Annotated in this window: 21 protein-coding genes; 10 read left to right on the forward strand and 11 right to left on the reverse strand. The window is 67.2% G+C overall.

From position 1 onward, the window contains the following. The 7 genes from JOD97_RS14910 to JOD97_RS14940 all read right to left on the reverse strand — a co-directional run bounded on the left by JOD97_RS14910 (position 1) and on the right by JOD97_RS14940 (position 13,128). Entirely contained in the window at positions 1–1,995 is a 1,995-nt protein-coding gene (locus JOD97_RS14910) for a DUF4962 domain-containing protein (RefSeq protein WP_209719079.1), read from the reverse strand. 19 nt (positions 1,996–2,014) lie between these two features. Next, entirely contained in the window at positions 2,015–2,770 is a 756-nt protein-coding gene (locus JOD97_RS14915; protein WP_209719081.1) for an SDR family NAD(P)-dependent oxidoreductase, read from the reverse strand. Between the two features lie 36 nt (positions 2,771–2,806). After that, positions 2,807–3,844, reverse strand: a complete 1,038-nt coding sequence (locus JOD97_RS14920) for a LacI family DNA-binding transcriptional regulator (RefSeq protein WP_209719084.1) — start codon at positions 3,842–3,844, stop codon at positions 2,807–2,809. A 24-nt stretch (positions 3,845–3,868) separates the two neighbouring features. After that, complete coding sequence (locus JOD97_RS14925) at positions 3,869–6,295, reverse strand: TonB-dependent receptor (RefSeq protein WP_209719087.1); 2,427 nt, start codon at positions 6,293–6,295, stop codon at positions 3,869–3,871. Between the two features lie 331 nt (positions 6,296–6,626). After that, positions 6,627–7,619, reverse strand: a complete 993-nt coding sequence (locus tag JOD97_RS14930) for a S9 family peptidase (RefSeq protein ID WP_209719091.1) — start codon at positions 7,617–7,619, stop codon at positions 6,627–6,629. 9 nt (positions 7,620–7,628) lie between these two features. After that, positions 7,629–9,902 (reverse strand): xanthine dehydrogenase family protein molybdopterin-binding subunit, encoded by a 2,274-nt coding sequence (locus JOD97_RS14935; protein ID WP_209719094.1) that lies wholly within the window; start codon positions 9,900–9,902, stop codon positions 7,629–7,631. A gap of 109 nt (positions 9,903–10,011) precedes the next feature. Beyond that, entirely contained in the window at positions 10,012–13,128 is a 3,117-nt protein-coding gene (locus JOD97_RS14940; protein ID WP_209719096.1) for an EAL domain-containing protein, read from the reverse strand. Positions 13,129–13,330: 202 nt separating this feature from the next. Here JOD97_RS14940 and JOD97_RS14945 point away from each other — a divergent pair, with 202 nt between their 5' ends. Next, positions 13,331–13,840, forward strand: a complete 510-nt coding sequence (locus JOD97_RS14945; RefSeq protein ID WP_209719099.1) for a DUF1993 family protein — start codon at positions 13,331–13,333, stop codon at positions 13,838–13,840. Positions 13,841–13,985: 145 nt separating this feature from the next. Here the strand turns inward: JOD97_RS14945 and JOD97_RS14950 are convergent, their stop codons facing one another. Continuing rightward, positions 13,986–14,180, reverse strand: a complete 195-nt coding sequence (locus JOD97_RS14950; protein ID WP_209719102.1) for a DUF1289 domain-containing protein — start codon at positions 14,178–14,180, stop codon at positions 13,986–13,988. Continuing rightward, positions 14,177–14,737 carry a DUF1415 domain-containing protein gene (locus tag JOD97_RS14955; protein ID WP_373999865.1) on the reverse strand — a complete coding sequence of 187 codons (561 nt, stop codon included), beginning with the start codon at positions 14,735–14,737 and terminating at the stop codon, positions 14,177–14,179. Before JOD97_RS14955 ends, JOD97_RS14950 begins: the two co-directional genes overlap by 4 nt. Before the next feature lie 223 nt (positions 14,738–14,960). Here JOD97_RS14955 and JOD97_RS14960 point away from each other — a divergent pair, with 223 nt between their 5' ends. From JOD97_RS14960 to JOD97_RS15000, 9 genes are all read left to right on the forward strand, one after another. Then, on the forward strand, positions 14,961–16,403 hold the full coding sequence (locus tag JOD97_RS14960) for a transglycosylase SLT domain-containing protein (protein WP_209719105.1): 1,443 nt from the start codon (positions 14,961–14,963) through the stop codon (positions 16,401–16,403). Between the two features lie 245 nt (positions 16,404–16,648). Then, on the forward strand, positions 16,649–17,440 hold the full coding sequence (fabI, locus tag JOD97_RS14965; protein ID WP_209719108.1) for an enoyl-ACP reductase FabI: 792 nt from the start codon (positions 16,649–16,651) through the stop codon (positions 17,438–17,440). A 338-nt stretch (positions 17,441–17,778) separates the two neighbouring features. Continuing rightward, on the forward strand, positions 17,779–19,179 hold the full coding sequence (locus JOD97_RS14970; RefSeq protein ID WP_209719111.1) for a DEAD/DEAH box helicase: 1,401 nt from the start codon (positions 17,779–17,781) through the stop codon (positions 19,177–19,179). A 169-nt stretch (positions 19,180–19,348) separates the two neighbouring features. Beyond that, positions 19,349–20,953 (forward strand): aspartyl protease family protein, encoded by a 1,605-nt coding sequence (locus JOD97_RS14975; RefSeq protein ID WP_229264459.1) that lies wholly within the window; start codon positions 19,349–19,351, stop codon positions 20,951–20,953. Positions 20,954–21,403: 450 nt separating this feature from the next. Continuing rightward, a complete protein-coding gene (locus JOD97_RS14980; protein ID WP_209719114.1) occupies positions 21,404–21,991 on the forward strand; it encodes a hypothetical protein in 588 nt (195 codons plus the stop codon). 112 nt (positions 21,992–22,103) lie between these two features. Beyond that, on the forward strand, positions 22,104–22,661 hold the full coding sequence (locus JOD97_RS14985; RefSeq protein WP_209720438.1) for an RNA polymerase sigma factor: 558 nt from the start codon (positions 22,104–22,106) through the stop codon (positions 22,659–22,661). Between the two features lie 13 nt (positions 22,662–22,674). Then, positions 22,675–22,986 carry a hypothetical protein gene (locus tag JOD97_RS14990; protein ID WP_209719117.1) on the forward strand — a complete coding sequence of 104 codons (312 nt, stop codon included), beginning with the start codon at positions 22,675–22,677 and terminating at the stop codon, positions 22,984–22,986. Next, positions 22,979–24,229, forward strand: a complete 1,251-nt coding sequence (locus tag JOD97_RS14995) for an MFS transporter (RefSeq protein WP_209719120.1) — start codon at positions 22,979–22,981, stop codon at positions 24,227–24,229. The genes JOD97_RS14990 and JOD97_RS14995 overlap by 8 nt, the downstream gene beginning before the upstream one ends. A 146-nt stretch (positions 24,230–24,375) precedes the next feature. After that, complete coding sequence (locus JOD97_RS15000) at positions 24,376–24,567, forward strand: hypothetical protein (RefSeq protein ID WP_209720543.1); 192 nt, start codon at positions 24,376–24,378, stop codon at positions 24,565–24,567. A gap of 86 nt (positions 24,568–24,653) precedes the next feature. Here the strand turns inward: JOD97_RS15000 and JOD97_RS15005 are convergent, their stop codons facing one another. Both JOD97_RS15005 and JOD97_RS15010 read right to left on the reverse strand, forming a co-directional pair. Then, positions 24,654–24,902 carry a DUF3297 family protein gene (locus JOD97_RS15005; RefSeq protein ID WP_090320741.1) on the reverse strand — a complete coding sequence of 83 codons (249 nt, stop codon included), beginning with the start codon at positions 24,900–24,902 and terminating at the stop codon, positions 24,654–24,656. A 12-nt stretch (positions 24,903–24,914) separates the two neighbouring features. Then, complete coding sequence (locus tag JOD97_RS15010; RefSeq protein WP_209719123.1) at positions 24,915–26,120, reverse strand: cation:proton antiporter; 1,206 nt, start codon at positions 26,118–26,120, stop codon at positions 24,915–24,917. Between the last annotated feature and the right edge of the window lie 5 nt (positions 26,121–26,125).

Here is a 26,125-nt window from a genome sequence, read left to right on the forward strand (position 1 = left end):
TTAAAATGTCAGCGTGGTGGTCAGGGTGGCGTCCCTGGCGGCCGGCAGCGACAGCTTCAGCACGGTGCCGCGCTCCTCCCTCGGCCCCTTGTCGACATTGCCCGGCGGGCCGGCCGCCACCAGCACGCCCGGCGCGATCGCGGCGCTTGCGTTGGTCGTCGCCACGGCCACCCTCAGCGACTTGGGCTTTGCCGCCACGACGAAGCCGTGCGCGCCGGTCCTGGTGATATCGCCGTCGCCGTGCACCAGCGCCGTCAGCACCACCGGCTTATTGGCGCGCAGCGTGTCGGTCACGGTCCAGACGCCGCCGGCGTAGCTGAAGCGGCGCTCCAGTTTTTCCACGCCGAGTTCCGGCCGGTAGGCGCCGGCCAGTTGGGCGACGATGTCGGCGCGGCCGCGCTCCAAGGTCGCCTTGGTGATGCGGATCGTGTCGAGCCGCGCGTACGGGTAGCCGCGAAAGGCGTCATGGCCGCCACCCTCGTTGGCCTGGCCCTGGCCGTCGATCAGCAAGGTGTTACTCAGGTCGCTCTTGGGCACGCCCGCGTAACCCATCGGGCCGGTCAGATAGGTGCCGCCGCCGTACAGGATGAAACTGCCGGCGTCCGGATGGGCGTGGCCCATCTCCAGGTGCCAGTCCGGCAACCGGTCGAGGATGGCGGCGACGTGGTGGCCCTCCGGCGGCCCGGCGCGGAAGGCGAAGGCGGTGGCCTTGGGCGTCCAGTCGCTGCGCCAGTACACCGTGCCCAGGTCGTCGAAGTGATGATGCGGCGCCAGCGCCGACATCGGCGTCGACTTGATCGCCGGATCGCGCCACAGCAAGGTCCAGAAATCCTCGGCGCAGACGTGGCCCAGCGATGCCATCCAGTCGGCCACGCCCTGCGCGTCCGCATTGTTGAAGCGCGCGGCCAGCCGGTACAGCAGGTTGTAGTTGGAATGGAGCTTGCCGCCGGGGTGAGTGCGGGCCGGCTCCTCGCCCACGCGCGAGCGGGTGATGGCGCCTTCGAAGGCGTCGCCGAAGTCGTAGATGTCCTGGCCGTTGGGCGTGATCGAATGGGCGATGTACAGGTGCGCCTTGCTTAGCGCCGGCGTGTCGTACATGTCGTCGCCGGCGGCGTGGGCGAAGGCGTCGAGCGCGTGGATAATCCACGGCATCGAGAAGATCCAGTATTCCACGCCCTCGTAAAAATAGCCGTCCGGCGACGCCACTTCCAGCACGCGGGTAAAAATGGCGCGCGCCAGCGCCGCCCAGTTGGCCGCCTCCGGCGTGTCGTCCCATACCGCGTAGGCGGCCACCGCCAGCCCGGCGATCGGAATGAAGCAGTGGTTCTGGCTGTACGAATACGATTTGCCGGGCTTGGGCATGAAGTGGTTGGCGAGGATGGCCGCCTGGCGTATCAGTTTGTCGCGATAGCGTTTGCGCTCGTCGTCCGTCAGCGCGTCGTACAGCAGATCGTAGCCGGCGCCCAGGCCGTACAGCAGGTGGCCGGCGGCGAGGTCGATGTCCGGTTTGCTGTAGGTGTAGCCCCACACCTCGTAGCTGACCGCCGCGTCCATGTAGCGCTTGGCCGCCTCCAGGTATTGGGCGTCGCCCTCGATCTGGTAGGCCAGCGCGGCGCCGACGATGCCGATGGCGGTGTTGTTCTGCGCGCGGCGTTTTTGCGCGGGCGCGGCGGCCGGCGCGGTGCGCAGCGCGGTCAGGCCGGCCAGCGCCTGCCGCCACGCCGCCCGCCCTTCCCCTTGCGCGCGCTGGCGCAACGCCGCCAGGCCGGCCTTGGTGGTGTAGACGCGCGGATGGACGCCGCGCAGTTCGGGGCGCAGCGCCGCCGGCTGCGCCTTCATCAGCGTTGCGAGCGGATGCGGACCGGCGCCCGCCTTACCCTGCATGGTGCCCAGCGATTCGAGCGCGTCCTGCGCCAGCGCGTCCGTCAACGAAAACGCGGGCAAGGAGAGGGCCGCGGTGCCGAGGAAACGGCGCCGTGAGAAGGTGTCATTCATCGATTGCTCCGAAGGGAAATCAGTAGAGGCCGAGGCCACCGTTGACCTGGACGATCTCGCCGGCCAGGAAGGCGGCGCGCTCGGACGCCAGGAACACCACGACGTTGGCCACGTCCTCGGGCGCGCCTTCGCGCCGGGCCGGCGTGCGCTCGGCGATGGCCTGGCGGTTGGCCGGCGTGTTGAAGGTGTCGTGGAAGCGCGTGGCGATCAGCCCCGGCGCGACGCCGTTGACGCGCACGCCCGACGGGCCGACCTCCTTGGCCAGCGCGCGGGTGAAGGTGGCGACGGCCGCCTTGGAGGCGGCGTAGTGCGCCGAGCCGGGGCCGCCGCCGTCGAACGCGGCCAGCGACGACATGGTGATGATGGCACCGCGCCCGCGCGGCTCCATGCGCTTGAGCGCCGCCTGGCAGATCAGGAAGGTGCTGGTCAGGTTCAGGTTCATGGCCTCGTTCCACAGCGACAGCGGCATCTCGGCCACGCGGCAGCGCTGGATCAAGCCGCCGATGTTGGCGAACAGGATGTCGATCTCGCCAATGGCGCCCTCCGCTTCGGCGAACACCCGCTCGGCGACGGCGCCGTCGGTCAGGTCGGCCTTGATCGCCTGCGCCTGGCGGCCGAGGGCGCGGATTTGCGCCACCACTTGCTGTGCTTCGTCGGCGCTGCTCCAATAGGTCAGCACGACGTCGGCGCCGGCCTGCGCCAGCGCCAGCGAGCTGGCTTTACCAATGCCCGAGGCGCCGCCCATGACGAGGGCGCGTTTTCCGATAAGTTCCATGGCGATGTTCTTTCTAGTGGGTGGTTGGGTGGTGGATTACGTCGGTGGCGCCGCCGTCGACGCCCGCACGATCAGCTCCGGCGCGAACAGTTCGCCGCCGGCGCTGGCCGCGCCCGGCGCCAGGATGCGCTGGACGGCGGCGTCGGCCATCGCCTGGATCGGCTGGCGCAACGTCGTCAGCGGCGGGTCGTTGGCGGCGGAGAAGAAGATATCGTCGATGCCGATCAGCGAGAAATCCTGCGGCAGCCGCTTGCCCAGCTGCTTGAGGCCGATGCCGATGCCGATCGCCATCATGTCGTTGATGGCGATGGCCGCCGTCGGCTTGCTGCGCGCGGCCAGCAGCAGCGTGGCCGCGCTGCGTCCCAGTTCGAACAAGCGGGTGTCGCCGTGCAGGTCGGCCGGGGCGTCGGTGGCGTCGGCGATCACCAGCTCGCCGCTGATGCCGGCCGCCGCCACCGCCTGCTCGAAGCCCTTGACGCGGTCTTGCCGGTTCAGGGTGTACGGCGGCGGCGTCACCAGCGCGATCGCGCGGTGGCCCAGCGCCGCCAGGTGCTCGACCGCCAAGGTGGTGGCGGCGACGTTGTCGACCGAGATCGTGGTGATGCGCTCGTGGCTGTCGTCGGAGCGCTTGATGTCGAACGCCACCACCGGGCAGCGCGCCGTCATGCCGACCAGGTGGCCGGTGTCGTTGAGCGCCGAGCCGGTGATGATGCCCTGCGCGCCGTAGGCCAGCAGGTCGGCCATGACGGCGCGCTCGCGCTCGGGATCGCGGAAGGTGCTGAAGGTCATCACGTGGCAGTGGTGGCGCGCGGCGGCCGTCTCCACCGCGCACGCGAGCGAACCGAAGAACTGGTTGGCCAGCGACGGCACCAGCAGCCCGACCATCGAGGCGACCCCGGTCTTGAGCTGGCGGGCGGCGTTGTTGGGCCGGTAGCCCAGCTGCTCGATCGCCTGCTGGATCTTGCGCTGGGTGTCGGGCCGCATCTGCCCCATGCGGTTGTTCAGAAAATTCGAGACGCTGGTGGTCGATACGCCGGCCAGTCTCGCCACGTCCTGAATCTTGGATTCGCTCATGATGTCCTTGTAAGTGTTATGCGCTCAGAACGCCATATCCAGACGGATGGTGGCGTAGCGGAACGCGTCGCGGGCCGGCTTCCAGCCGTACGACCGGATGTCGGGGCCGCCGCCGGCCCGCTTGAAGTTGAGGAAGGAGCCGCTGCTGCCGGCTTCGTAATGGTGGTCGAACAGGTTTTTGACGCCGATCGACAGTTTATATGCACCCTTGACGTCCTTGAACGAGGCGCCGAGGTCGAAAATACCATAGCCGGGCCGCACCAGCGACGGGTCCTGGCTGATCGCGCCCTGCACCGTCGACTGCGTGCGCCATTGGGCGTTGATCGCGGCCACCAGCGGCAAGCCGGCCAGGCGCGGCAGCGTGTATTCGCCGCCCATGCTCAGCTTCCATTTGGGCGCGTTCGGCATCATGCCGCCGCTGGCGTCGCGCAGGAACGCGCCGGGCACCAGCTCGTTGGGAATGGTGCAATCGGTGGCGCCGCTGTAGCACGGGCCCTGGTTCCAGTCGCGCACCACCGCGCGCGTGTAGGCCATGCTGGCGTTGAGCAGCAGGGAGCGCGTGGCCAGCACCGTGGCGTCGGCCTCGACGCCGCGCGTCTGCAGCGACGGAATGCTGTACAACACGCTGGCTTGGCTGCCGTCGGTGAAGCGTTCGGTGGCCGAGGTCTGGTAGTCGCGGAAGCGGGTCTGGAACACGGCCGCGTTGACCGTGGCGCGGTTGTTCCACAGGTTGGCCTTGAAGCCGGCCTCGAAGCTGGTGGCCTTCTCCGGCGCCAGCGGCAGGCGCGAAAACACGTTGACGTTGTTGGCGCCGCTGGTCATGTCGTAGGCGACGCCCTTGTGGCCGGTGGAGGTGGTGCCGTACACCATCATCTCGTCGCTCAGATGGTAGGTGTAGCCCAGTTTGCCGGTGACGGCGTTTTCCTTGTGTTGCGGCGCGATGTACAGGTGCTCGCCGGTGTGCACGTTGTCCGGCGCGCTCGACGACAGGCTGTCGATGGTGTGGAACAGATAATCGTTGGCCTCGCGGTTGAAGCGCAGGCCGGCGCTCAGGCTTTGCCTGGGCGCGAAATCCCAGTTGGTGTTGGCGTACAGCGCGTGCGTCAGGCTGCCCGAGTTGGTGTCGTAGTTGGTGTAGTTCGATTCCTTGACGAAGGCGTTGCCGCGCAGGTAGGTGCGGTACAGCGAGTTGCGCGCGATCCACACGCCGACCAGGTAGCGGAAGGCGCCGCCGTCCGGCGACGTCAGGCGGACTTCCTGGGTCGACGTCTTGCTGGCGATGGTGCCGTTGATCATCGGCGTGTCGGCGATGCCGGACGGCTTGCCGCTGGCGTCGACCTGGTAGAAGGTGGAATTGAGATCGATGTTGTCGTTGTCGCGGAAGTCGTTGGACAGGTTGTTGTCGACCGACGTGATCGACGTCAGCGCGTGGCCGGCCAGCGGCGAACCGTCCGGGAAGGCGTAGTTGACGCGCACGCCGAGGGCGCGGTCGGTGGCGTCCAGGCCGGTCGGCGCGTCGTTGCGGATCTGGCGGTTCCAGCGGCCGACGTTGATGCCGCGCAGCACGGCGGTGTTCGACAGCGCGGTGTATTTGCGGTTGTACAGGTAGCCGACGCCCTCGCCGATCGACGTGATGGCCTCGGTGTTGCCGGTGGCGCGCGAGTGGTCGTAGCGCGGCGTGACCAGCACGTCCAGGTCCGGCGTGATCTTCCACTGCAGCTTGGCCATGAAGGTCTTGCCGCCGGAGCCGTTTTGCATCGTGTCGTTGGTCAGGTTGTGCAGCAGGCCGGGGAAATTGGTCTTGCTGGCGTACAGGCGCAGGCCGACCGTGTCGGACAGCCGGCCGCTGAGCGAGGCCGAGGCGCGGTATTCGTGGTCGCTGGTGTCGTACAGGCTGACCTTGGTTTGCATCGGGCCGGCGCCGATCGGCTTGGTGGTCATGACCACCGCGCCGGCGATCGCGCTTTTGCCGAACAAGGTGCTTTGCGGGCCCTTGAGCACCTCGACGCGGGCCATGTCGGACATGTCGCGGAACGCCTGCTGGGTTTGGGCGTAGGGGATGTCGTCGACCATGATGGCGACGTCGCCCTCGATGCCGAGGTTGTTCGAGGTGGTGCCGATGCCGCGCATGTTGATGCTGTTGGTGCCGACCTGGGTGCCGACCGACACCGACAGCGCCGGCGACAGGTTGATGATGTCGACCAGTTCGCGCACGTTGTTGCGTTGCAGGGTTTCCTCGCCCAGCACCGAGATCGAGGCGGGCACGTCTTCCAGTTTTTCGACCCGGCGGTTGGCGGTGACCACCACCGATTCCAGCTTGGGCTGGGCGGTGGGGGCGTCGGCGCCCTGCTGCGCCTGCGCGGGCAAGGCGCCGAGCAGCAATAGCGCCACGGCGGACGCGATCGGGGTGGGCCGGCAGCGCGCGGCGCCGGGCAGGATGGGTCCAGTCATCATTGTCTCCGTATCTTATAGTTATCTTCTAGGCACTGCAACGGTTTACTGTAACGTTACAGTATACCGGTCAAAAAAATGGGGGTTATGTCCCCTCTTGTGCTTGCGCCGTTGGCGGCGCATAGATGGCGGATTACGCTGCGCTAATCCGCCCTACGTGGTTTACGTTTCTTTCACCTGCCCTTGCCTACTCCAGCGCATCGTGCCGATATTTCTGGGCCTTAAACTCACTGTAACGATTTACTGTAACGATGCAGTAAGCATAAACGATCGCGCGCCGATGTCAACGGTTTTTCGCCGAGCGGGTGCTCGGCGATTGCCTGGACTGGTTTTAGGGCATGGCTTGGCCGCGCGCGTACCATTCGACGATGCGCTGGTATTCCGGCCACATGTTGCCGGCGGGCGCGCCGGCCGGCAGCAGGTTGTGCCCGGCGTTGGGGATGCGCCGCAGCGTCACGTCGTGGCCGGCGCCCAGCAGCTCGCTGGCCATCGCCTCGCCCGACAGGATCGGCACGCTCTTGTCCTGCATGCCGCCGACGAGGTACACCCGCGCCTGCGACTTCAACAGCGCCCGCGTCGACGACATGCGGAAGAAACTGGTCCAGCGCTTGTACGGGTGGCCCCATGCCAGCAGCTTGGCGCTGTCCGGATCGGCCGCGATCTTTTGCCGCGTGGCCTCCAGTTCGTCGAGGCGCAGCTTGACCGCGTCGTCGCCGCCGCCGGCCGCGTAGGCGCCGACCACGAAGTCATAATACTGCGATGGGCCGCTGCCGGAGATCAGGGCGACATCGGTGACGCGTCCCTCCTTTTCCGCCAGCCCGGCGGCGGCGGTCGCGCCCTCGGAGACGCCCAGCGCCAGCGCCGAGCCGGCCCGCACCCACGGCTGCTGCGCGGCGTGGTCGAAGGCGCGCCCCAGGTCGCGCACCCAGTTCTCCAGCGTGAAATACTCATTGAATTCGGTCGGGCAGGCGATGATGCCGCCGCCGGCCGGCGCCTGCTTCGGCGCGAACGGCTTGTTGACCACCATGACGGCGTATTTGCCCTGCTGCGCCAGGTCGACGTAGCCGAACACGTTGGACGAGCGGCGCGACGTGTCCAAACCGCTGAACACCGGCGCGCAGCCGGAGCCCTGGATCAGCAACACCAGCGGCGCCGGCTCCCTGGTCTTGGAGATGAAGTACTCGACGTCGGGCGCGCCCTCCTGGCTCAGGCGGTAGCCGACCACCTCGGTCGCGCCGATATTGAAGCCGCCCGTTGGCGTCACCTCGGCGGCGCCGGCCAGCGCCGACACCAGCCACGCCCCCACCATTAATACTGTCCTCATCCATCCCTCCTATAACGTCAGCGGCAAGCTGCGCAGGCGCTTGCCGGTTAGTGTGAATACGGCGTTGGCCACCGCCGGCGCGATCGGCGGCGTGGCCGGTTCGCCCATCCCTTCCGGATGCTCCGCGCTCGGCATGATAATCGTTTCGACGATCGGGGCCTGGTTCATGCGTGCGACCGGGTAGTCGTGGAAGTTGGTCTGCTCGACCTTGCCGTCCTTGAGCGTCACCGCGCCGTACAGCGCCGCCGACAGGCCGAACACGACGCCCGATTCGGCCTGCTGGGCGATGATGTTGGGGTTGACGGCGATGCCGCAGTCGATCGCGCACACCACCCGGTGCACGCGGATCTCCTTGCCCTCGACCGACACCTCGGCCACCTGGGCGACGATGGTGCCGAACGACTGGTGCAGCGCGACGCCGTGCGCGCGGCCCTCCGGAGCGGCGCCGGCCCTGGCGACGGCGGCGTCGAGCACCGCCAGGTGGCGCGGGTGGCGCTTGAGCAGGCCGCGCCGGAAGGCGACGCCGTCCTGGCCGGCGGCGTGCGCCAGCTCGTCGATGAAGCTCTCCTTGAAGAAGGCGTTGTGCGAGTGGCCCACCGAGCGCCAGTAACCCAGCGGCACCGCGCTGTCGACGATCACGTGGCGGATGCGCTGGTTGGCGAACTCGTACTGCATATCGAATTCACCCTCGGCGGTGGTCTTGTCGGGGCCGGCCTCCGGCAGGCCCAGGTTGCGCTTGAAGAACTGCTGCGACACCGAGCCGCTGGCCGACTTGTTGTCGTAGCCGAGCACATTGCCGGCCGCGTCCAGCGTGGCGACGAAGCGCGCCAGCGCCGCCGGCCGGTAGACGTCGTGCGTGGTGTCGTCCTCGCGCGTCCAGATCATCTGCAGCGGCGCGCCGCCGCACTGGCGCGCCACGGCCACGCACTGCGCCACCATGTCGACGTCGAGCCGGCGGCCGAAGCCGCCGCCCAGCATCGTCACCTGCAGCACCACGTCGGCCACGTCGACGCCGCCGGCGGCGGCCGCCGCTTGCACCGCGAAGCCGGGCGACTGCGTCGGCGCCCACAGGTAGACCTTGCCGTCGCGCAGCTGCGCGGTGCAGTTGACCGGCTCCATGGCGGCATGCGCCAGGTACGGCGCGCGGTATTCGGCGCTGACGGTCTTGGCGACGCCGGCCACCTTGCCCTCGACCGCGTCCATGTCGCCGCTCTGGTGGTAGGCGTGGCCGGCCTGCTTGTCCAGCAGGGCCGCGAACTGGGCGTAGACGCCGGCGCTCGACAGGCCGGCGTGCGGGCCGTCGGTCCAGCGCACCGGCAGCGCTTGCGCGGCGCTCTTCGCCTGCCACCAGGTCTTGGCCACCACCGCCACGCCGGCGCCGGCGCCCGCATGGGGCCCGAGCGCGGCGGAGAAGTCGACCACGCGCAGCACGCCGGGCATGGTCAGCACCGCGTTGGCGTCGACGCCGGCGACGGCGCCGCCCAGCGCCGGCGCCATGCGCACGGCCGCGTACAGCAGGCCCTCGGGGCGCACGTCGATGCCGAACACGGCGCGCCCGTTGACCTTGGACGGCGTGTCGCGGCGCGCTTGCGGGCGCCCGATCAGGCGGAATTCGCGCGGCGTCTTCAGGCGCACCTCGCCCGGCCGCGCGGTGGCCGCCGCCGCGGCCAGCGCGCCGTAGGCCAGGCGGCGGCCGTCGGCGTGGATCACGAAGCCGTCCTCGGTGCGGCAGTCGGCGGCGCGCGCCCGCCATTGGTCGGCGGCGGCGGCCACCAGCATCGCGCGCGCGGTGGCGCCGGCCTCGCGCATCGGCCCCCACGCGTCCTTGACGCTCGACGAGCCGCCGGTGATGACCAGCCCCAGCTCGCGCGCGACCTTGCCGACCGTCCATTGCGCCACCGCTTTCAGGCGGCCGTCGTCGTCCGGGTGGAACGGCAGGCCGTCGCGCAGCATGGCGACGTTGCCGAAGATCTTGTCCAGCGGTGCCTGCACCAGCCGGATCGCCGCCAGCGGCACGTCGAGCTCCTCGGCCACCAGCATCGGCAGCGCCGTGTGCACGCCCTGCCCCATCTCGCTGCGCGGCATGGCGACCGTGACGCCGCCGTCCGGCGCCACGCCGACCCAGCCGTTGAGCGCGAGCGCGCCGCCGGTCAGCGGCAGCGGCAAGGCGCCGCGCAGGCGCTGGCGCGGCGGCAGCGCGCCCCAGCCAACCACCAGCGCGCCGGCGACGGCCACGCCGCCGAACAGGAAGCGGCGGCGCGATGTGTTCTTTGCTGCGGACATGAAGCTCTCCCGATGTTGTTGACCCACCTACCCTTCGCCGACGCGCATGCCGCGCCGCCCAGGGGACGTACCCCGTGGGGTACGTCCCCGCCCGGCCGTGCGGGTTTCTCTACTGCCGCCAGCGCGCCAGCAGGTCGGCGGCGGCCAGCGGTTTGCTGTAGAAGTAGCCCTGCGCCAGGTGGCAGCCGTGGCGCAGCAGGAACGCGGCCTGCTCCTCGGTCTCGACGCCCTCGGCGATGACCGACAGGTGCATGCTCTTGCCCAGCTGGATGATGGCGATGGCGATCGCCTCGTCGTTGGCGTCGGTCGAGATGTCCTTGATGAAGGAGCGGTCGATCTTGAGCGTCTGCACCGGCAGCTGCTTCAGGTACGCCAGCGACGAGTAGCCGGTGCCGAAGTCGTCGATCGCCAGCCCGACGCCGATCGAGTGCAGGTCGTTGATGAAGACCATGGCGTCGCCGGTGTTCATGATCACCGATTCGGTCACCTCCAGCTGCAGCCGCTGCGGCTCGAGCCCGGTCTCGCGCAGGATGTCGGCCACCATGTTGACGATGCTGCCGCGCTCGAACTGCTTGGCCGACAGGTTGACGGCGATCTTGGGCACGTGCAGGCCGTCCTGCTGCCAGCGCACCATCTGGCGGCAGGCCTGCTCCAGCACCCACTTGCCCAGTTGGTTGATGAAGCCGGTGTCCTCGGCCAGCGGGATGAAGCGGATCGGCGGAATCAGGCCCAGCTCCGGGTGGTTCCAGCGCACCAGCGCCTCGACCCCGACCAGGCGCCCGCTGTCGATCTCCACCTGCGGTTGGTAATGCAGGAAGACCTCGTCCTTCTCGATCGAGCGGCGCAGGAAGGTCTCCAGGCGCAGCCGCTCGACGCCCTCGCCCGTCATCGACGGCGCGTAGAAGCTGTAGCCGTTGCGCCCGCGCGCCTTGGCCTGGTACATGGCGACGTCGGCGTTGCGGATCAGCATGTTGAGGTCGGTGGCGTCCTCCGGATAGACGCTGATGCCGACGCTGCACGTGACGAACAACTCGTGGCCGGCCACCATGAACGGCTGGTCGAACATCTGCACCAGCTTTTCGGCCACCTGGCTGGCGCCGAACTGGCTGTCGACGTCCTCGAGCAGCACGATGAACTCGTCGCCGCCCAGGCGCGCCAGGGTGTCGCCCTCGCGCAGGCGCTCGAGCAGCGCGCTGGCGACCTGCTTGAGCAGCTCGTCGCCGATGTGGTGGCCCAGCGTGTCGTTGACGTTCTTAAACCGGTCGAGGTCGATGAACAGCAGCGCCAGCTGGCCGCTATCGCGCGCCGCGCGCTGCAGCGCGTGCTGCAGGCGGTCGTGGAACAGCAGCCGGTTCGGCAGCGCCGTCAGCGGGTCGTGGTGGGCCAGGTGGTCGAGCTTTTCCTGCGATTCCTTGGCCTTGGTGATGTCGCTGAACACGCCGACGTAGTGGGTGCCGACGCCGCGGCTGTCGCGCACCGCGCTCACCGTCAGCCATTCCAGGTACAGCTCGCCGTTCTTGCGCTGGCTCCACAGCTCGCCGCGCCAGAAGCCGGTGTCGACCTGCTGCTGCCACATGGCGTCGTAAAACTGCTGCTCGTGGCGCCCCGAGCGCGTCAGGGTATAGCGCTGGCCCAGCGCCTCGGCCTCCGCGTAGCCGGTGATCTGGGTAAACGCCGGGTTGATGGCGACGATGGTGCCGTCCTTGTCGAGCACGACGACGCCGTCGGCGATGTGCTCGATGACGGTGGCCGACAGGCGCAGCTTGTCCTCGGCCTCCTTGCGCGCGGTGATGTCGGCGTAGACCCAGATGCTGCCCTCGTTGGGGCGGTGGCGGTCGAGCGCGTAGCCGCTGACCATGCACCAGAACATGGCGCCGTCGGCGCGCCGGTAGTGGCGCTCCTCGTTGAAGTAGTCGCCCTCGGCCAGCGACGGGTACTGGCGCGCGCCGGCCGCCTCGTAGTCGAAGGCGTCGGGGAACAGGATCGCCGTCGAGGCGCCGGCCATGGCGCCGGGCGCGTAGCCGAACAGCTCCTCGCAGCGGCGGTTGACCGAGACGATGCGCCGGTTGCGCACGAACATGACGCCGAACATGACGTTGTCGAGGATGGCGCTCTGCTCGGCCAGCAGGCCGGCGATGCGCATCTCGTTGTGCTTGCGCTGGCTGATGTCGGCGATGATGCCGTCGACCCACGGCGAGTTGCCGTCGGCGCCGCGCGCCTGCGGCTGGCCGTTCTCGGCCACCCAGCGCTCGGTGCCGGCGGCGTCGACGATGCGGTATTCGACCTCGTACGGCAGGCCGTCGGCCAGCGCCTGGGCGATCGTGCGGCGGTGGCGCTTGCGGTCTTCGGGGGCGATCAGGTCGGTCCAGGCGGCGGTGGTGCCGCGCATGAACTGGGCGGCCGGGTAGCCGGCGATGTCGGCGATGGCGTCCGAGACGAAGTCGATCGGGCCGTCCGGGCGGAAGCGGAACACCGCGCCGGGCACCTGCGTGACGATGGTGCGGAAGCGCTCCTCGCGCTGGCCGACGTCCTCGAACAGGCGCTTGATGGCCACCCGCATCTGCTCGAGCTGCTTGGCCAGGCGCCCCAGCTCGTCGCTGCCGGCCAGGTCGAGCCGGGTCTCGAAGTCGCCGCGCGAGAGGCGGTCGGAAAAGCCCATCAGCTTGCGCAGCGGCTTGATCAGCCGGGAATTGAGGAACAGCACGATCAGCAGCAGCGACACGGTCAGCTGGGCGGCCAGCACGAACACGTACGACAGTTGTTTTTCGCGCAGCTCCTGCTGGCTGCGGGCGTCGTCCATCTCGACCAGGATGCGGCCGATCTTCTCGCCGCGCACCAGGATCTCGCGCTCGGCGCGGTAGACGTTGCCGGCCGCGCGGCGCGGCGAGTGGACGTCGATGAACTGGGCGTCGGCCTGGCCGACCACCTGCACCTGCAGCACCGAGCGGTCGCGCATGACCGATTCGACCAGCGAGTGGGCCGATTCGGCGTTCATGTTCCACAGCGATTCCTGCATGCCCAGCGCCAGGATGTCGGCGTTGCGCTGCAGCGACTCGTCGAGCGCGACGCGCGCCGACTGCCGCTCGTGCACGCCGATCAGCAGGTAGCTGCCGATGATGGCCGGGATCACCAGGCCGCCGAACACCACCAGCAGCAGCGCGCCTTGGATCGACAACCCGTACAGGGCGCCGAGCCGGGCGCGCAGGCGGCCGAACGCGCTAGTCATGCGCGGGCGAGCGCGGTCGCGGCTGGGGGGTGGGTCGCATCGTCATCGGTCGGGTGGCGCGGTGTGGGCATGGGGCACGGCGATTGCTTAACAAAATTACTTAGTGGAATTATGCACGGAAAACCGCCGGGAAAGTCGCGCGCCCAGCAAAAAACCCGCAGCCGGGCTATTATCCCGACTCTTTTCAACCTAGGACCACGCCATGACCACCTTCTCCATGTATTCCGCCTCCGTTCCCGTGTTCAAGCAGATCCTCAACAGCCTGCTGGCCATCCTGGACAAGGCCGAGGCCCACGCCACCGAGAAAAAGATCGAGCCGGCCGCGCTGCTGCAGTTCCGCCTGTTCCCGGACATGCTGCCGTTCACCCGCCAGATCCAGATCGCCTGCGACTTCGCCAAGGGCGCCGCCGCCCGCCTCGGCGGCCTGGACGTGCCGTCGTACGAGGACAACGAGGTCTCGTTCGCCGACCTCAAGGCCCGCATCGTCAAGACCCTCGCCTATATCGACAGCGTGCCGCAGGACGCCATCGCCGCCAGCGAGGGACGCGCCATCACCACCGGCAGCGGCGAGAAGACCAAGCATTTCACCGGCCAGACGTATTTGTTCCATTACGCGCTGCCGCACTTCTTCTTCCACGCCACCACCGCCTATGACATCCTGCGCCACAACGGCCTTGACATCGGCAAGAAGAATTTCATCGGTACGTATTGATCGGCCGCGGCCCCGCCGAGGTGACCACGGAGACACGTAGGGCGGATTAGCGCAGCGTAATCCGCCATTGCGTGCGTCACCGGCGGCGCGTGCAATGGCGGATTACGGCGTTCCGCCTAATCCGCCCTACGTGATCATTAGGTCATTATTTATTACGGCGCGGGTAGCCCTGCGCCAGGATGCGCCGCCACACCAGCTCCTTCTGCTCGGCGCTCATGGCCACCCAGTGCGCCACCTCCACCACCGTGCGCCCGCAGCCCCGGCAAACCTCGTCGAACGTGGTCGAACACACCGCCACGCACGGCGTGTCCGGCCGCGCCGGCAGTTCGCCCTCGCTCATCCCTTCACCCCCAGCAGCTTGTCCCAGGCGTCGTGCCCCAACGCGCGCAAGGTCGCGATGTTCTTCTCGAAAATGTCCGATGCTTCCGGGAACGCTTCGACCGCGCGCTCGACGCTGTCCTCGCGCAGCAGGTGCAAGGTCGGGTACGGCGAGCGGTTGGTGTAGTTCTCGATGTCGTTCCGGTGCGTGTCGGCGAACTGGTAGTCCGGATGGAAGCTGGCCACCTGCAGTTCGCCGTCCAGCTCCATGTCCTCCAGCGCGGCGTCGGCCACGTCGAGGAACTCGTTGTAGTCCTCGAAGTCGGCCAGCACGTTGGGGTGGATCAGCAACGTCGTGTCGACCTTGGCCGGGTCGGCGTCGGCCAGGTGTTGCAGCTCCTCCATCAGCTGCTCGAGCAGCGCCTCGGGCGTGTCGGCGTGCGACACCACGTAGCGGATCTGCCCCTTGGCGTGGACGGCCTTGGCGAACGGACACAGGTTCAGGCCGATGACGGCTTGCTCGAGCCAGTGGACGGTGGCGGCGACGACCACGTCGTCATCGATGGCGGTACTCATCATGCTTTCCTTGGTGATGCACTGAAAGACGGAATTGTACGCACTCTTTGCGCTAACTCATACTGCGCGCATTTTGCGGCGAACGGGGCCTTATTTGTCGGGAACTATTGCATAAAATAAAGGTCATATGCCTGACATAATCCTTGACTCATCAGGACGAGCTTCGTACACTCCTCGTTTATTCATGGTCGCTTCGATGTTTCACAGTCGACAACAATGGAAAACTATGCATCCTCGAATTCGTAAATCGGCCGCGCCCGCGGCGGCCCTGCTGGCGCTGCTGGCGCCCGGCGCCAGCCACGCCGTCGACGAGGCGTCCGGCCTGCCGCCGGCCAGCCTGACCGCCCTGCCCGCCCTGCCGAAGTCCCCCGCCCTCGACCTGTCCACCCTCAAGATCAACAAAGAGAGCAGCAAAGAGAGCAATAAAGAGCTGGCCAAGGACGCCGGCAAGGCGGCCAAGTCGGCCGACGACGACGCCTTCCGCGAGAAGGACGTGTGGGGCCGCATCCGCAGCGGCTACGCGATCCCCGACCTCAACAACGAGCTGGTGGCCAAGCAGACCCGCTGGTACGGCGCCCACCCCGACCACATGGCCATCACCGCCGGGCGCGCGTCGCGCTACCTGTTCCACGTCGTCAGCGAACTGGAAAAGCGCGGCATGCCCACCGAGCTGGCGCTGCTGCCGTTCATCGAGTCGGCCTTCAACCCGGAGGCGCTGTCGCGCGCCAACGCCGCCGGCATGTGGCAGTTCGTGCCCGGCACCGGCCGCGACTTCAACCTCAAGCAGGACGCCTTCAAGGACGAGCGCCGCGGCATCGTCGCCTCCACCGACGCCGCGCTGAGCTACCTGCAGCGCCTGTACGACATGTTCGGCGACTGGCAACTGGCGCTGGCCGCCTACAACTGGGGCGAGGGCTCGGTGCAGCGCGCCATCGCCCGCAACCAGGCCGCCGGCAAGCCGACCGATTTCCAGAGCCTGGCCGAGCTGATGCCGACCGAGACGCGCGAATACGTGCCGCGCCTGCAGGCGGTCAAGAACATCGTCGGCAACCCGGCCCAGTTCAACGTCAAACTGCCGCTGATCGACAACGCGCCGTATTTCACGGCGGTCGACAAGACCAGCGACATCGACCTGACCATCGCCGCCCAGCTGGCCGAATTGTCGGTGGCCGAGTTCAAGGCGCTCAACCCGCAGTTCAAGCGCCCGGTCATCACCGGCGACGACCAGACCAAGATTTTGTTGCCCAAGGAAAACGCGGCCAAGTTCCAGCTGAACCTGGCGCAGTGGGGCAAGGAATTGTCGACCTGGACCACGCACAAGATCACCAGCGCGCGCGAGAGCATCGGCGCGCTGGCGTCGCGCTTCCACACCACGCCGGAGGTGATCCGGCAAGCCAACGACATCCCGCAGCGCTCGCTGCTCAAGGCCGGTTCGACGATCCTGGTGCCCAAGGTGTCGACCTCGGCCTACCTGGACATCGCGCCCGAGGTGGCCGACAACGCCACCATGGCCTTCGAGGCCGAGCGCGCCGGCGGCAAGGCGTCCAGGTCGGGCTACAAGCGGGCCGGCGCCGCCAAGGCCGGCCACGACGGCCCGGTGTCGCTGGTCAAGGCGCGCGTGCCGCGCGACGCCGCCAAGCACAAGTCGGGCCGCAAGACCAGCAACTGAGGAAACCCAACCCGGCCCGCCGCGACCGGGACGCCCGCTTCGCCGCCGGGGGTCGTACCCGGTGGGGTACGACCCCGCCCGGCCCTGCGGGTGTGCCGTAAAGGTTGCAGTCGAAGCTGACACGTCCTACAATCTCGCACTTGCGTGGCAGGCGAACGGCCGCACACACTAAAAACAACCCCCACTGACGTCGCCCGCCGCGCTCCCCGAGCCGGCGCGGGCACGCAGTTGCAATCGGAGTCATCATGGCGTTCTTGCAAGGCAAAAAAATCCTCATCACCGGTTTGCTGTCGAACCGTTCCATCGCCTACGGCATCGCCAAGGCTTGCCACCGCGAGGGCGCCGAGCTGGCGTTCACCTACGTGGGCGAGCGCTTCAAGGACCGCATCACCGAGTTCGCCGCCGAATTCAACAGCACCCTGGTGTTCGACTGCGACGTCTCGAGCGACGAGCAGATCGCCGCCCTGTTCGCCGACCTGGGCCAGAGCTGGCCCCAGCTCGACGGCCTGGTGCACGCGATCGGCTTCGCCCCGCGCGAGGCCATCGCCGGCGACTTCCTCGACGGCCTCACGCGCGAGAACTTCCGCATCGCCCACGACATCTCGGCCTACAGCTTCCCGGCCATGGCCAAGGCGGCGCTGCCGCTGCTCAAGGACGGCTCGTCGCTGCTGACCCTGTCGTACCTGGGCGCCGTGCGCGCCATTCCCTACTACAACACGATGGGCCTGGCCAAGGCGTCGCTGGAGGCGTCGGTGCGCTACCTGGCCGAGAACCTGGGCAAGCTGGGCATCCGCGCCAACGGCATCTCGGCCGGCCCGATCAAGACCTTGGCCGCGTCCGGCATCAAGGACTTCGGCAAGCTGCTCGGCTTCGCCTCGTCGCACGCGCCGCTGCGCCGCAACGTCACCATCGAGGAAGTCGGCAACACGGCCGCTTTCATGCTGTCGGACCTGGCCTCGGGCATCACCGGCGAGATCACCTACGTCGACGGCGGCTTCTCGCACGTGATGGGCCTGAACGCGGAAGACTACCTGTAACATGATTTTGCTGCGGTGCACACTTGGCGGCCGATACACCTGTACAGACAGCCCTGACTACTGTATAGTACCGCCTGTGCGCTGCAGTGAGCGCGCCGCGACACCCCGCGGCGCCGATTGACCAGCCTGTACTACTAGCAGCTACGCAAGCCTTAGCGCATCACCCTGATGTCGCTTATGAAGCCCTCCCGCCTTTGGTGTCGCACCTGACACCGTCCCGGCGCAAAGCTTTTGTGCCGAAATTTCTTTCGATTTTGATTGAGTCATTTCGTTTTGGTAGGCGTTGCTATTTCGCGTTCGGCGTTTGCACGGACGCAGGTTTTTTACGAAAGAACAGCATGACATTTGAAGCACTAGGTCTCAACACGTCCATCATCAAAGCCCTGACCGACGCCGGCTACACCGCGCCGACCCCGGTGCAGCAGCAGGCCATCCCTGCCGCGATCGCAGGCAAGGACTTGTTGGTATCCTCGCAAACCGGTTCCGGCAAGACCGCCGCATTTATGCTGCCGTCGCTGCACCGTTTGTCCGAGCTCGACCCGGCCGCCGCCGGCAAGACCCCGAACCAAGAAATGCAAGCGGCCCGCGCCCGCGGCGAGCGTCCCCGTTTCAAGGCCGCCCAGCCGAAAATGCTGGTGTTGACCCCGACCCGCGAACTGGCCCTGCAAGTGACCTCCAACACCGACAAGTACAGCGTCAACCTGCGCCGCCTGAAGGCCGTGTCGATCCTGGGCGGCATGCCGTATCCTAAGCAGATGCAACTGCTGGCCAAGAATCCGGAAATCCTGGTGGCCACCCCGGGCCGTCTGATCGACCACATGGAATCGGGCAAGATCGACTTCTCGCAACTGGAAATCCTGGTGCTCGACGAAGCCGACCGCATGCTCGACATGGGTTTCATCGACGACATCGAAAAAATCGTCGACGCCACCCCGTCGACCCGTCAAACCATGCTGTTCTCGGCCACGCTCGACGGCGTGGTCGGCAACATGGCGCGCCGCATCACCAAGGATCCGCAAATCATCCAGATCCTCAGCGCCGCCAACAAGCATGAGAACATCACCCAGCGCGTGCACTTCGTCGACGACCTGTCGCACAAGAACCGCCTGCTCGACCACCTGCTGCGCGACGACTCGCTCGACCAGGCCGTCGTCTTCACCGCCACCAAGCGCGACGCCGACACCATCGCCGACCGCTTGAACATCGCCGGCTTCTCGGCCGCCGCGCTGCACGGCGACATGCACCAGGGCGCGCGCAACCGCACCCTGGACAGCCTGCGCCGCGGCCAGGTCAAGATCCTGATCGCCACTGACGTCGCCGCCCGCGGCATCGACGTGCCGACCATCACGCACGTGTTCAACTACGACCTGCCGAAGTTCCCGGAAGACTACGTGCACCGCATCGGCCGCACCGGCCGCGCCGGCCGCAACGGCCTGGCGATCTCGCTGGTGAACCACGCCGAAGGCATGAACGTCAAGCGCATCGAGCGTTTCACCAAGCAGCTGATCCCGGTCAACGTCATCGAGGGCTACGAGCCGAAGAAAACCGCCTCGGCGGCACGTTCGACCTCGCGTCCGGGCGGCTGGAAGCCGGGCGACAACCGCACCGGCGCCAAGCCGGGCCAGCGCACCTTCAGCAAGCCGAGCGCACCGCGCAAGGAAGGCAGCACCGGCGGCGGCTACAAGGGCAGCAACCCGCGCAGCACCGACGGCGCCCGCCGCAGCTACGGCGACCGTTAATCGTCACCGTTAGTCCCGCGTAAGCGACCATCAAAGCGGCCACCAGAGCGATCTGGTGGCCGCTTTTGCGTTGGGCCCCGCCGCCCCGCCCCGGCGGCCGGGTTTTCAGCTAACATGGCCGCTGCGCCGGCGCATACGCCGCCGGCGGCGCCCACCGAAGGATTCATTTTTGCTAGTTCGCCTGCTTATCCACGTTAGCCACCTTAGCCACCCTAGCCGCCTCATCCGCTTCGCCGCCTGCGCCTGCCTTGCCCTCGCCGCCCTGGACGGCGCCGCCGCCGACCGCGCGGCCACCTTGCTCGCCCAGGCCCGCGAGGCCGTCGGCGGCGACGCCTGGCGCCAGGTGCGAACCCAGCACACCGAATTCGTCCGCACCTACCTCGACCACGACGAATCGGGCAGCAGCGACATCGACTTCGCCAGCGGCCGCTACGCCCAGCGCATCCCCGGGTCGGCCGTGGCGCGCCTGATGTCGCGCTCGGACGGCCAGAGCTTCTGGCGCCAGCGCATGGGCAAGCTGGAAAAACAGGAGGGCGCGGCCCGCGATCCGGAGCAGCATCTGGGACGCCAGTCGTACGCGTGGTGGTTCGCGCGCGGCGGCCGGGCGCGCCGGCTCGCGCTGCAGGCGCCGCGCCATCACGCCGGCGTCGACTACGCGGTCGTGCGCGTCGAGCTCGACTCCGGCATCGTCTTCGACTACTGGATCAACGAGGAAACGCGCCGCGTCGAGCGCCGCCAGGAGGTGGTCGACGGCAAAACCTTCACCATCGACTACCGCGATTTCCGCCGCGTCGGCGCCGTCACGCTGCCGTTCGAGGAAAGCCTGCGCGACGCCAAGGACGGCGCCGACGAGGAAACGCTGCGCGTGTCCACCATCGTGCTCAACCGCCCCGCCGCGCGCATGGACTTCTCGCTGCCGCAACCGGCCGTCATGCAGGGCTTTTCGGCCGGGCGGGCGGCGGTGACGGTGCCGTTCGAGCCGTGCGAGGCGCACATCTGCGTGATGCTGACCTTGAACGGCCAGGGCCCGTTCAAATTCATCCTCGACACCGGCGCCCGCAACGTCATCAGCGACAAGCTGTACCGCCGCCTGCGGCTGCCGGCGCAGGGCGTGGCCGTGCTGTCGGGCCTCGGCCAGCAGACCGAGCGCGGCGTGCTGACCACGGTGCAACAGGTCGGCATGGCCGGCCTGACGCTGGAGCGCCAGGCCTTCTTCACCAGCCCCACGCTCGACCATCTGCCGATCGACGGCACCATCGGCTACGAGTGGCTGTCGCTGACGCCGACCTTGATCGACTACGCCGCCCGCCAGCTGACCTTCCACGACCCGGAGCGCTTCGTGTACCGCGGCGCGGCCGCCGCCACGCCGCTGTCCTTCCACGACAAGACGCCGCAGATCGACGCCGTGCTCGACGGCCTGCGCGGCAAGTTCACCATCGACACCGGTAGCGACTTCTCTCTAACGATGAGCAAGCCGTTTGTCGACCGCCACGGCCTGGTGGAGAAATACCGCGCCGGCGAGCAGGTGCAGACCGCGCACGTGATCGGCGGCACCACCGAGGTGCTTAAAACGCGCGGCAAGTTGTTCGAGATGGGCGGCGTCCACATCGCCGATCCGGCGCTGGAACTGTCGACCCAGGGCGGCGGCGCGCTGAACAGCCCCACCTTGGCCGGCAACATCAGCAACGGCATCCTGCGCCAGCTGAGCATCCTGTTCGACTACCAGGGCGGCAAGGTCTACATCGAGCCCAACAAGGTGACCTCGGCCGAGTAGCGGGCTGCGGGACCGCAGGGCCGCAGGGCTGCGGGGCCGCGGGGCTGCGGGGCCGCGGGGCTGCGGGGCCGCGGGGCCGCGGGGCCGCGCGACACTCCATCGGAGCGGCGGTGGGTGGGCATGCGCGTGCGGGTCCTTCGGGGAACGAGTCTCTTTTGCCCGTCTCTTTCGGTCTCTTTTTGTCTTTTCAGGGCTTGTAGCTTGCCAGCCAGCACAAGAGACCAAAAGAGCCCCTTAGCGACCGATCCCTCAGCGCGAAACAGCCCAAATAAAAAGATACGTTAAATCCACGAGCTTCCGTCTGAATTGCGCAATGGAAACCGTACGCAAACGAGTCGCTTCCGCCAGTCTCTTTCAGTCTCTTTTCGTCGTTTTTGAACTCCTCCGCCTTCTCAAAGTCCAAGAGACTGAAAGAGACCAAAAACGCCGCAATCCTCATGGAGAAAAAGCATGGCTCCCGCAAGCACTCGAAATCTACCACCGGCCACCCTCCTCCAGCTAAAAACCTTCCTGCGTGAAAGCGGCAGCCCGCTGTCGGTGGCCGAGGCGCTGGTCGCCGCCGTCAAGCTGTGGATCGAGCGCGAGCAAAGCGCGGCCCAGCCCGCCCGGGGCTATCAATGGAAATTGCTCTTCCTGCCGGAGGGCACGCTGGCGCGCATGGTCCACGCCGACCGCTGGCACGTCGCCCGCGTGGTCGGCGACGAGCTCATTTACCAAGACGAGGCCGTCTCGCCGCACCAGATGGCGCAGGAAGTGGCGGGCGACGGGCGCAACGCCTGGCGCGTGATGTGGCTGCGCTTCCCCGGAGAGAAAACCTGGAACAACGCCGGCCTGCTGCGCTCGCGCCTGCAAAAACGCGCCGACAAGCCGGCGCCGACGCCGCTCGAAGCGATGAGCACCGCCGCCGAGACCATGAGCAACGCCCTGAACGCCGCGCTGGTGCTGATCGAACACGTCGAGTTCCAATCCCGCAACACGCTGGAGCGGCGCCTGCCCAAGAACCGGCGCGAGTGCGACTTAATGGACGACATTGACTGAAGACGCGGCGACCGGGCGGCCAGAACCGGGCATAATGGGCCCAGACCCGCCGCCCCGGCAATAATTTGTGTCGTTCACACAATATCCGCGCCGGCCGCCCGTCTTCATCCACATGCCGCCGCCGACCACGCCCACCACCGACCACCACCAGTCCATCACCGCGACCGTGCTGCGCGAGCGTTCGCGGCTGGGCAACTTCATCCGCCGCCGCGTGGCCGACCAGACCGACGCCGAGGACATCCTGCAGGACGTCTTCCACGAATTCGTCGAGGCCAGCCTGCTGCCCGAGCCGATCGAGCAGGCCAGCGCCTGGCTGTTCCGCGTGGCGCGCAACCGCATCATCGACCGCTTCCGCAAGAAAAAAGAAGTGCGGCTCGACGACGTGGCCGGCGGCGACGACGACGATTGCCGCCTCGACCTGCTGCTGCCCTCCGCCGACGACGGCCCCGAGCAGGCCTACCACCGCGCCATGCAGCTCGCGCGGCTGCAAGAGGCGCTGGCGGAACTGCCACCCAACCAGCGCGACGTGTTCATCGCGCACGAGCTCGACGGCATGAGCTTCAAGGACATGGCGCTGCAAAGCGGCGTCTCCGTCAACACCCTGCTGGGCCGCAAACGCTACGCCGTGCTGCACCTGCGCGCGCGCCTGCAAGACCTGTATAACGAATGAAAGGAGAGTTAAAATGAAATACAAACTGCTGCTCGTCCCCAAGCTGCTGGTGGCCATGGCGCTGCTGGCGTGGATCGTCATGCTGCTGTGGAACTGGATCATGCCCGACCTGTTCGCCGGCAGCGCGCAACTGGATTATTGGCGGGCGCTGGGCCTGCTGGTGCTGTGCCGCATCCTGTTCGGCGGCCTCGGCGGGCGGCACCGGGACGGCGGCGCGGCGCGCTGGCAGCGCTGGCAGGCGATGACGCAGGAAGAGCGCGAGCAATTCTTTAAAACCCGCATGGGCCGCTACTGCGGCCCGGCCAAGGACCGCACCCATGACTAAAAATAAGGCCGCCCCGGCGGCGCAGTTCTCGCCGTACCAAAAAATCGTCGTCGCCATGCTGGCCTTCCTGCAGTTCGCGGTGATCCTCGACTTCATGCTGATGTCGCCGCTGGGCGCGGTCATCATGCCGGCCCTGAAGATCGGGCCGATGGAGTTCGGCCTGGTGGTGTCGGCCTACGCCTTCAGCGCCGGCGCCTCCGGCCTGCTGACGGCCGGTTTCGCCGACCGCTACGACCGCAAGAAACTGCTGCTGTTCTTCTACACCGGCTTCATCCTCGGCACCGTCTGGTGCGGCCTGGCGCAAAGCTTCGAGAGCCTGCTGGCCGCGCGCGTGGTCACCGGCCTGTTCGGCGGCGTCATCGGCTCGATCGTGCTGGCCATCGCCACCGACCTGTTCGCGCCGCAGATGCGCGGACGCGTCATGGGCCTGATCCAGAGCGCCTTCGCCGCCAGCCAGGTGCTCGGCCTGCCGATCGGCATCTACCTGTCGAACCAGTGGGACTGGCATGTGCCCTTCCTGGCGATGGCCGTCTTCGGCCTGGTCGGCGGCCTGCTGGTGGCGTGGAAAATGCAACCGGTCAACGCCCACCTCGGCCAGCCGCAGGCCCACAGCCCGTGGATGCACCTGTACCACACGGTGACCGTGCGGCGCCACCTGCTGGCGTTCTCGATCACCGCGCTGCTGACCACGGGCGGCTTCATGCTGATGCCGTTTAGCAGCGCCTACATCGTCAACAACCTCGGCATCGACCTGCACCACCTGCCCACCGTCTACCTGGTCACCGGCGTGTGCACCATCTTCGCCGGCCCGCTGATCGGCAAGACCGCCGACGCCCGCGGCAAATGGCCGGTGTTCCTGTTCGGCAGCCTGCTGTCGATGGTGGTGGTGGTGGTCTACACCCACCTGGGGCAGATCCCGTTGGCGGCCCTGGTGGCGATCAACGCCATCATGTTCGTCGGCATCTTCTCGCGCATCATCCCGTTCCAGGCGATGGCCGCGTCGGTGCCGCCGGCCACCCAGCGCGGCGCCTTCAACGCCATCAGCGCGTCGATCCAGCAATTGTCGGGCGGCGTCGCCTCGGTCGTGGCCGGCCACATCGTCACCCAGGCGCCCGACGGCAAGCTGCAGCATTTCAACGTGATCGGCTACGTGGTCGTGCTTACCTCGCTGCTGGCGCTGGGGCTGGTGTGGCGGCTGCAGCGCGGCATGGCCGCCGCCGCCGCCGCGCAACCGGCCCTGTGAGACCGTCCCGGCGTTATCGAGTCCTTAATATTGGCGAAAAACCCCGCTCTTTTAATAAAATCCAACATAGTTGCCACATAGCACTATTTTCAAACTATAATGGGCGGAGTGATTCTCAATACCTAAACTCGAAAGGGAGTAATTGCATGAACGCCAGAAATATGGATGCGGCCTGCCTGCGGGCGCTGCGCCGACGCGGACACTCCGACAGCAGCATCAACGCGATGAGCCCGGAAGAAGCGTTTTGCGAGTACTGCGCCTACCACGGCATCATGAACCTGGTGCCGTCGACCCTGCAGATGCTCGACAAGCTGCGCGGCGAGCAGTCGCCCAAATAAAAAAGGCCGCCGGAGTCAACCGGGCGGCCTTTTTTTTGCGCGTCGACCGCCGCGGCGGTCGCTCACACGATCAAGCGATCAAGCGATCAACGGTAAAACGCTTCGACCTTGCCTTTGAGCTTGATCAGCATCGGATTGCCCTTGCGGTCCAGGCTTTTGCCGGCCGGGACCTTGATCCAGCCTTCGCTGATGCAGTACTCGTCGACGTCGAGACGCTCTTTGTCGTTGAAACGGATGCCGACGTCGTGTTCGAACACGGCGGCGACATGGTGCGGGCTGCGCGGATCGATCGACAGGCGATCGGGCAGCGGAGGGAGTTGAGTAGTATCGTTCATGCCGCCATTATATCAGCTGGTTTTGAAGATCAGCTGCGCCACGCGCCGCAATTTCGGATACACCACCGGCACCGTCAGCATCGTGCTGCCGATCGCCATCAACAGCAGCGCCGTGAACGTCTCGTTGGTGATGACGCCCTTGTCCAGCAGGATATTGGAGAAGATGATCATGATCAGCGCCTTGGTCTGCAACAGCCAGCCGATGATCGACGCCTCGCCCGGCCCCCACTTCAAGATCCGGCCGGCAAGGTGCGTGCCGATCAGCTTGCCCGACAAGGACACCGCCAGCAGCACCCCGGCCGCGACGAACACGGCCGAGCCGCCCACGCCCCAGTTGGTGCGCAGCCCGGCGCTGAGGAAATACACCGGCATGATCGCCAGCAGCATGTTCTGGCGCATGAAATCCATGCGCTTCTGGTCGAACCAGTCGGCCTCCATGACGGCCCCGGCCAGGAAGGCGCCGACCATGAAGTGCAGCCCGGCCCAGTCGGCCGCGAACGCCACCACCGCCAGCCAGATCAGCGACACGTACCAGCGGTCCATCTCGGGGATGCGCGCCATCATCATGCGGAACAGCTTGGTGGCGACGGCGAACACCAGCAGGAAGCCCAGCTGGCGCGTCACGCGCTCCCAGTCGAGCATGATGACGGCCAGCACGCCCCAGATGGCGATGTCGTCCAGGCTGGCGTAGCGCAGGATGCGCTGGCCGATCGGCTGGCGCAAAATCTCCAGCTTTTCCATCAGCAAGATCAGGATCGGCAGCGCCGTCACCGCGCACGCCATGCCCACGCCCAGCACGAACTGCCACGGCTGCGCCTTCGGGCCGGTCCAGCCGGCGTAGCCGAGCATGCCGAGCGCCGCCACGCAGCCGAACAGCAGCGGCGTGCCCAGCGCCAGCCCGGCCGTGATGCCGCTCTCGCGCCGGTGTTCCCACGCCTTTTTCAGGTCCAGCTCGATGCCGGCGATCATCACGAAGATCATCACCGCCCACCAGGCGATGCCGTTGAGCGCCTGCACCACCTGCGGATTGAACACGAAGCTGTAGTACTCCGGATAGGCGCGCCCCAGCACGCCGGGCCCGAGCAGCACGCCGGTGATGATCTGCACCACCACCAGCGGCGCCCAGTAATCGGTGTTGCCCAAGCGCCAGATCAGATACGGCACGCTAAAGATGATCAACATCGCGATCAAAAAGATCTCGGTGGTCCCCATATGCATTGAAT

Source organism: Duganella sp. 1411 (assembly GCF_017833525.1).
Lineage (GTDB): Bacteria > Pseudomonadota > Gammaproteobacteria > Burkholderiales > Burkholderiaceae_D > Rugamonas.

Coding starts and splice junctions, on each gene's coding strand:
- JOD97_RS14910 (WP_209719079.1), bottom strand. CDS start 1,995: ATGAATGACACCTTCTCACGGCGCCGTTTCCTCGGCACCGCGGCCCTC.
- JOD97_RS14915 (WP_209719081.1), bottom strand. CDS start 2,770: ATGGAACTTATCGGAAAACGCGCCCTCGTCATGGGCGGCGCCTCGGGC.
- JOD97_RS14920 (WP_209719084.1), bottom strand. CDS start 3,844: ATGAGCGAATCCAAGATTCAGGACGTGGCGAGACTGGCCGGCGTATCG.
- JOD97_RS14925 (WP_209719087.1), bottom strand. CDS start 6,295: ATGACTGGACCCATCCTGCCCGGCGCCGCGCGCTGCCGGCCCACCCCG.
- JOD97_RS14930 (WP_209719091.1), bottom strand. CDS start 7,619: ATGAGGACAGTATTAATGGTGGGGGCGTGGCTGGTGTCGGCGCTGGCC.
- JOD97_RS14935 (WP_209719094.1), bottom strand. CDS start 9,902: ATGTCCGCAGCAAAGAACACATCGCGCCGCCGCTTCCTGTTCGGCGGC.
- JOD97_RS14940 (WP_209719096.1), bottom strand. CDS start 13,128: ATGACTAGCGCGTTCGGCCGCCTGCGCGCCCGGCTCGGCGCCCTGTAC.
- JOD97_RS14945 (WP_209719099.1), top strand. CDS start 13,331: ATGACCACCTTCTCCATGTATTCCGCCTCCGTTCCCGTGTTCAAGCAG.
- JOD97_RS14950 (WP_209719102.1), bottom strand. CDS start 14,180: ATGAGCGAGGGCGAACTGCCGGCGCGGCCGGACACGCCGTGCGTGGCG.
- JOD97_RS14955 (WP_373999865.1), bottom strand. CDS start 14,737: ATGATGAGTACCGCCATCGATGACGACGTGGTCGTCGCCGCCACCGTC.
- JOD97_RS14960 (WP_209719105.1), top strand. CDS start 14,961: ATGCATCCTCGAATTCGTAAATCGGCCGCGCCCGCGGCGGCCCTGCTG.
- fabI (WP_209719108.1), top strand. CDS start 16,649: ATGGCGTTCTTGCAAGGCAAAAAAATCCTCATCACCGGTTTGCTGTCG.
- JOD97_RS14970 (WP_209719111.1), top strand. CDS start 17,779: ATGACATTTGAAGCACTAGGTCTCAACACGTCCATCATCAAAGCCCTG.
- JOD97_RS14980 (WP_209719114.1), top strand. CDS start 21,404: ATGGCTCCCGCAAGCACTCGAAATCTACCACCGGCCACCCTCCTCCAG.
- JOD97_RS14985 (WP_209720438.1), top strand. CDS start 22,104: ATGCCGCCGCCGACCACGCCCACCACCGACCACCACCAGTCCATCACC.
- JOD97_RS14990 (WP_209719117.1), top strand. CDS start 22,675: ATGAAATACAAACTGCTGCTCGTCCCCAAGCTGCTGGTGGCCATGGCG.
- JOD97_RS14995 (WP_209719120.1), top strand. CDS start 22,979: ATGACTAAAAATAAGGCCGCCCCGGCGGCGCAGTTCTCGCCGTACCAA.
- JOD97_RS15000 (WP_209720543.1), top strand. CDS start 24,376: ATGAACGCCAGAAATATGGATGCGGCCTGCCTGCGGGCGCTGCGCCGA.
- JOD97_RS15005 (WP_090320741.1), bottom strand. CDS start 24,902: ATGAACGATACTACTCAACTCCCTCCGCTGCCCGATCGCCTGTCGATC.
- JOD97_RS15010 (WP_209719123.1), bottom strand. CDS start 26,120: ATGCATATGGGGACCACCGAGATCTTTTTGATCGCGATGTTGATCATC.